The sequence below is a fragment of the Streptomyces sp. RP5T genome (assembly GCF_003933965.1).
In the GTDB taxonomy this organism is placed as follows: domain Bacteria; phylum Actinomycetota; class Actinomycetes; order Streptomycetales; family Streptomycetaceae; genus Streptomyces.
This window is the reverse complement of sequence record NZ_RSAJ01000571.1, coordinates 1-5,270: the sequence shown is the minus strand read 5'-3', so window position 1 is coordinate 5,270 and position 5,270 is coordinate 1. Positions and strand designations below refer to the sequence as shown.

Here is a 5,270-nt window from a genome sequence, read left to right as displayed (position 1 = left end):
CATCCCGCACGCCTGGATCACCTCCGGCACCCGTACCCTCTCCACCCTCGACACCGTCGGACAGGGCCGCTTCACCCTGCTGACCGGCATCGGCGGCGAGGACTGGGTCCGGGCCGCCGGGACCCAGGACGTCGAGATCGCCACCGTGGTCATCGGTCCCGGGCAGCAGTACGAGGACCCGTACGGCGACTGGGCGCGGCTGAGCGAGATCTCCGACGCCGGCGCCCTGCTCGTACGGCCCGACGGGTTCGTGGCCTTCCGGCACGCGAGTGCCGCCCCGGACGCCGGGGCGCTCCTCGCGGACGCGCTGCGGCACATCCTCGGTCACGCCCGATAACGCGCGACCATGGCAGCAGTGCAACGCCGTCGAGCAGGAGGAGCCGGGATGACCAGCGACGCGACCGGAGCAAGCGTCACCGAGGAGGCCGTCGCGAGCCTCCACGCGACCGCCGACCCACGCCTGCGCGAACTGCTCGCCGGTCTGATCGGTCATCTGCACGACTTCGTGCGCGAGACCCGGCTCACCCAGGACGAGTGGGAGAAGGCGATCACCTTCCTGACGGCGACCGGACAGACGTGCACGGACACCCGGCAGGAGTTCATCCTCCTGTCGGACGTCCTCGGCCTGTCCATGCTCGTCGAGACCGTCAACGGCGACCGCGCCCAGGGCGCCACGGAGTCGACCGTCCTCGGCCCCTTCCACATGACCGAGTCACCGGTCCGGGAGCTCGGCGACGACATCGACCTGGTGGGCGGCAGCGAGCCGTGCGTGGTCAGCGGCCGGGTGCTGTCGGCGGACGGCACCCCGCTGCCCGGCGCCGTCCTCGACGTCTGGCAGGCCGACGACCGGGGCTTCTACGACGTCCAGCAGCCCGACGTGCAGCCGACGGGCAACGGACGCGGACTGTTCACCGCCGACGCCGAGGGCCGCTTCTGGTTCCGCACCTGCGTCCCGGCGCCCTACCCGATCCCCACCGACGGCCCGGTCGGCGACCTGCTGCGCGCGACCGGCCGGCACCCCTACCGCCCCGCGCACATCCACTTCATCGTCGGCGCCGAGGGCCACACCCCGGTCACCACCCACATCTTCGTCGCGGGCAGCGACTACCTCGACTCCGACGCGGTCTTCGCCGTGAAGCGGAGTCTGGTGCAGGACTTCGCGACGACCGACGACCCCTCCCTGGCCGCGGAGTTCGGCATCCCCAACCCCTTCCGGCACGCCCGCTTCGACCTGGTACTGGAGCCGAACGCATGACGTTCACCGGCGACTTCACCTACGAGAGCCGTCCGGTGCGGGTCGCGTTCCGGCCGGGCGCCGCCGTGAGCGCGACCCCCGGCGAGGTCGAACACCTGGGCCTGCGGCGGGTCCTGGTGGTGTGCGGCAGCCGGGGCGAGGCGGTCGCGCGGGCGGTGGCGGACGCGCTCGGCGACTCCTGCGCGGGGCTGCACGCCGAGGCCCGGATGCACGTACCCGTCGAGGACGCCGACCGGGCCGTGGCGGTGGCCCGCGCGGCCGGGGCCGACGGTGTCGTCGCGGTCGGCGGCGGCTCCTCCATCGGCCTCGGCAAGGCGATCGCCCTGCGCACCGGACTGCCGCTGATCGCCGTGCCCTCGACCTACTCGGGCTCCGAGATGACCCCCGTGTGGGGCCTGACCGAGGGCGGCGTCAAGCGCACCGGCCGCGACGCGCGGGTCCAGCCCCGCAGCGTCGTCTACGACCCCGAACTGACCCTCTCCCTGCCGGCACCGCTCACCGTGACCAGCGGCGTCAACGCCCTCGCGCACGCGGTCGAGGCGCTCTACGCCCCGGACACCTCGCCGCTGATCGCGCTGATGGCGACGGACGGCGTACGGGCGCTGGCCGAGGCGCTGCCCCGACTCGCGGCGGAGCCCGCCGACCTGGACGCGCGCGGCCGGGCCCTGTACGGGGCATGGCTGTGCGGGGCGTGCCTCGGGGCGACGACGATGGGCCTGCACCACAAGCTCTGCCACGTCCTGGGCGGCACCTTCGGGCTGCCGCACGCCGAGACGCACACGGTCGTCCTGCCGTACGCGCTCGCGTACAACGCCCCCGCCGCTCCGGACGCGTTGACCGCGCTGGGCCGGGCACTCGAAGCCGACGACCCGCCAGGAGCCCTGTGGGACCTGGCCGGCCGCCTCGGCGCCCCGCGCTCCCTCGCCGAACTCGGTCTGAAGGAGACCGACCTGGCGGAGGCGGCCGTACAGGTGGCGGGGCAGCCGTACGCCAACCCGCGTCCCGTGACCGCGGACGGCGTGCGGGCGGTGCTCCGGGCGGCCTACGAGGGCCGCCGGCCATGAGCGCCGCGGCAGAACAGCAAGTCCCCTAGGAAAGGTGAACATCATGGCCCTCGCACTCCTCAGGCGCCGGCGGTCCAAGGCTGCCCTTGCCGAGGCGGCGGGCCTCTCCGTCCCCCTCCCCGAAGGCGCGGGCGCCGTGGCCCGCGAGATCGTCGACCCGATGGGTTCCCCCATGCCGGGCGCGGACGTCACCGTCACCGCCCTGGACACGCACCGGGTCGCGGCGCGCGGCACGACCGACCCCTACGGCTACTTCGTCGCCGTACTGCCGCCCGGCCGCTACAGCCTGCTGGCCGCGGCCGAGGGGCTCCAGCCGCACCGCGAGACGGTCGAGGTCGGGCCGAGCGGCCCGGCGCCCGCCGAACGGGTCTGGCTCCAGCCGGCCCAGGCCCTCCAACTGCCCTCGCCCGGCGTCTGGTTGTTCGATCCGCCGCACACCGCGATCCGTTTCATCGCCAAGCACGTCGGCATGGCGCACGTCCACGGCCGCTTCGAGCGCTTCGAGGGCGGCATCCAGATCGCGCAGGACATGTCCCAGTCCCGCGTCCAGGTCCGCATCGACGCCTCCAGCATCACCACGGGCAACACCACCCGCGACAACCACCTGCGCTCCGGCGACTTCCTCGACGTGGAACGCTTCCCCCACATCGACTTCGTCAGCAGCCGCTTCGCCTACCGGGGCGGCAGCAAGTGGACCCTGCAGGGCAGCCTGACCATGCACGGCGTCAGCCGCTCGGTCGCCCTCGACACGACCTACCTGGGCACCGTCAACGGCGGCTACGGCGAGGAACTGCGCTGCGCGGCCCTCGCCACGGCGGAGCTGCACCGCGAGGACTACACCCTCAACTGGCGGTCCATGCTGGCCCGGGGCATCGCGGTCGTCGGCCCCACGGTCCAGCTGGAACTGGACGTCCAGGCGATGTACCGCACCCACGACACGCCGACCCCGCCGGAGTAGGCGCGCGCGGACGGCAGGGCATTGTCGGACCCGGTCGGTACGGTCGGCACATGAGAGCCGACGGAACATTCAGCGTGAAAGCGTTCGTGCCGACCGGGCTCGCGCCCGAGCCCGCCGTGACCACCGGGCTCCCGGTCGGGGTCGCGACGATGGAGAAGCACTTCGAGGGCGAGGTCGCCGGCCGCTCGGCGACCCTGTTCACCGCCGCGTACGACCAGGAGTCGGGCATCGGCACCTATGTGGCCATGGAGTCCTTCGAGGGCTCGGTGCACGGGCGGTCCGGCGCCTTCAACTTCGCGCACTCGGCGACGACCACCGGCGGCGACCGTACCGCGGAGTTCTTCACGATCGTCCCCTCCAGCGGCACCGGGGACCTGACGGGAATCTCCGGCACCGGGAGCCTCACGGTCGACGCCGACGGCACGCACCGGATCCGGCTCGACTACGAACTCGGCTAGTTTCCGGGGCCGTTCGCCGCCACCCCGCGTTCTCCACGGAAAGCTCACACGACCCAACCGAAACTTTATGTTTCAAGCGTTACGCTCGCCGTCATCCGAGTGCCCGGGGGAGCGGCTCGTCCGTCACGGCACTCCCTCCCCCCACGGTTCAGGAGTCTCGGCGTGAGTGACGGCGACGTAGTGGTGATCGGCGGCGGCTATGCGGGCGTCCGGCTGGCGAAACGGCTGGACACGACGGCCCGGGTCACCCTGGTGGACCGCAAGGAGGTCTTCTTCCACCGTATCTCCTCCCTGCGCGCGGGAGTTCGCAGGGAGTGGAGCGCGACGCCCTTCATCCCCTACGACCGTCTGCTGTCCCACGGCCGGGTCGTCGTGGGCAAGGCGCTGCGCATCGACACCGACGCGCGGCGGGTGGTGCTGGCCGACGGCACACGGCTGCCCTACGACGTGGTGGTGATCGCGACCGGCGCCGACTACCCGGAACCGGCCCGCTTCGCCGGGACCACCACCGAGGAGGCGATGAAGGCCTTCGCCGAGCACCAGCAGAAGATCGCCTTCGCCGAGCACGTCCTCGTCGTCGGCGGCGGCCCCTCCGGCGTCGAACTCAGCGCCGAGATCCGGCTGGCCCGGCCGGACGCCCGGGTCACGCTCGCGCACTCCGGTCCCGCGCTGCTCGGCAGGACCGGCAGCGAACGGGCCGGCCGCAAGGCGCGCGCCTGGCTGGAGGCGCACGACGTGGAGGTACGGCTCGACACCTTCATGTCCCCGGGCAACGACTTCGGCACCTACCGGGACGCGCGCGGCGAGGTCATCACCGCGGACCTGTCCTTCTGGGCCACCGGCACCACCCCCAACACGCTCTGGCTGCGCCTGGCCGGACACGGTGACTGGCTGAACGCCTCCGGGCATGTGAAGGTCGACCGCTCGCTGCGGGCCGAGGGGCAGCTGGACGTCTTCGCGGTCGGAGACGTCAACGACGCCACCGAGCTCAAGATCACCCCGGCCGCGCTCGCCCAGGCCGACCTCGCCGCCTGGAACATCCGCGCCCACCTGAACAGTTCGGGCCGCCACCGCAAGGAGCCCCGCTTCTACCGGCCCATCCACCGCACCCCGCTGATCGTGCCCTTCGGCCCCGCGGACGGGGTGACCATGCTGCCCGTGCCGGGCGGCGAGACGGCGGTACTCGGCGGCCGCACCAGCACCCTGGCCAAGGCGAAGACCCTCATGACGCCGTACATGCGCCGCCAACTCGGCTATACGGCGGCCTGATCGGGCAGGAAGGTGACTAGGCTCGCTGGTGGACTCGGCGTGCGTCAGGGAGAGTTGCGGCGCACGTTCCCAGGACGAGCGGGTCCGACACCGAGCCGTGCACGCAGGCCGATGCCCGCCGGCGCGTGACCGGACGGTTCGTGCAGGGTCCGGTCGGGGGTGGCCCAGCTGCGGCCCCGGGTGCGGGCTCGCTGCGGGCGGCGGCCATCGGCGGTATCTGCTGCTGGTGCGGGATCGGGGACTCGCAGGGGGTGTCGTGGCCGGGG

5 protein-coding genes and 1 pseudogene are annotated in these 5,270 nt (G+C 72.8%); all 6 read left to right on the top strand.

Going from position 1 to position 5,270, the window contains the following annotated elements; genetic code table 11:
- Window positions 1-337 (top strand): annotated as a pseudogene (locus tag EHS43_RS36550) (2,4-dichlorophenol 6-monooxygenase); the annotation flags it as partial.
- A 48-nt stretch (window positions 338-385) separates the two neighbouring features.
- Window positions 386-1,255: an intradiol ring-cleavage dioxygenase gene (locus tag EHS43_RS36545; RefSeq protein WP_125194899.1), complete on the top strand. Its 870-nt coding sequence runs from the start codon at window positions 386-388 to the stop codon at window positions 1,253-1,255.
- On the top strand, window positions 1,252-2,319 hold the full coding sequence (locus EHS43_RS36540) for a maleylacetate reductase (RefSeq protein WP_125194898.1): 1,068 nt from the start codon (window positions 1,252-1,254) through the stop codon (window positions 2,317-2,319). The genes EHS43_RS36545 and EHS43_RS36540 overlap by 4 nt, the downstream gene beginning before the upstream one ends.
- Before the next feature lie 43 nt (window positions 2,320-2,362).
- On the top strand, window positions 2,363-3,277 hold the full coding sequence (locus EHS43_RS36535; protein WP_125194897.1) for a YceI family protein: 915 nt from the start codon (window positions 2,363-2,365) through the stop codon (window positions 3,275-3,277).
- 50 nt (window positions 3,278-3,327) lie between these two features.
- A complete protein-coding gene (locus EHS43_RS36530) occupies window positions 3,328-3,735 on the top strand; it encodes a DUF3224 domain-containing protein (protein ID WP_125194896.1) in 408 nt (135 codons plus the stop codon).
- A 162-nt stretch (window positions 3,736-3,897) separates the two neighbouring features.
- A complete protein-coding gene (locus EHS43_RS36525) occupies window positions 3,898-5,004 on the top strand; it encodes an NAD(P)/FAD-dependent oxidoreductase (protein ID WP_125194895.1) in 1,107 nt (368 codons plus the stop codon).
- Window positions 5,005-5,270 lie beyond the last annotated feature (266 nt).